Source organism: Flavobacterium sp. UBA7663, assembly GCF_002483315.1.
GTDB lineage: Bacteria > Bacteroidota > Bacteroidia > Flavobacteriales > Flavobacteriaceae > Flavobacterium.
On the sequence record NZ_DLHR01000018.1, the window covers coordinates 15516 to 16121 of the forward strand.

Genomic DNA, 606 nt, shown 5'->3' on the forward strand with positions numbered 1-606 from the left:
CCTGCGCTTACTCCTGTAAACACATTAGATGATTGTAAAGAACCTTCATCTAACGAATACATCAGTGTTCCTGAACCTCCGGTTACATTTACTGTAATAGTAGCATTGTCACTAAAATATTCACTTTGAATAACCGTCATTGAGGTTGCTGGAAGAGTTGCTGTTACAGTTGCTGTAGCACTTGCCAATAATGGGTCTGATGAACATCCTGTTAACCAATTTGTAGCTATTACACTATACGTTCCTGCTTCATCAACTACTAAAGTTGAACTAGTTGCTCCTGGTATGGTATCCCCGTTAGTATCAAACCATTCAAAATCATAATCCGCATCATTTAAGCCCGTGTTTAAAGTATATGTTTGATATACTTCTCCTGCAGCTGTAATACAAATATTACCATCTACTAATTTTGGCAGTGGAGCTGGATTTACATTCACTCTATAATCTGTATAACCGCCTTGACATTCTCCTAAACTTGAACGTACTCGGTAAATTACATAACCTTGTGTATTGGTTGTTGCTGTTAATACATCATTTATGGTTACTGGAGCTAATCCAGGAACAGGAATAGCTCCAGTAACCATAAATGATGTATTAACAGCAACA

The 606-nt window shown here is 37.3% G+C and carries 1 pseudogene; it reads right to left on the reverse strand.

Annotated elements, in window-relative coordinates:
* Window positions 1-606, reverse strand: a pseudogene (locus tag B2741_RS07305) (hypothetical protein); the annotation flags it as partial.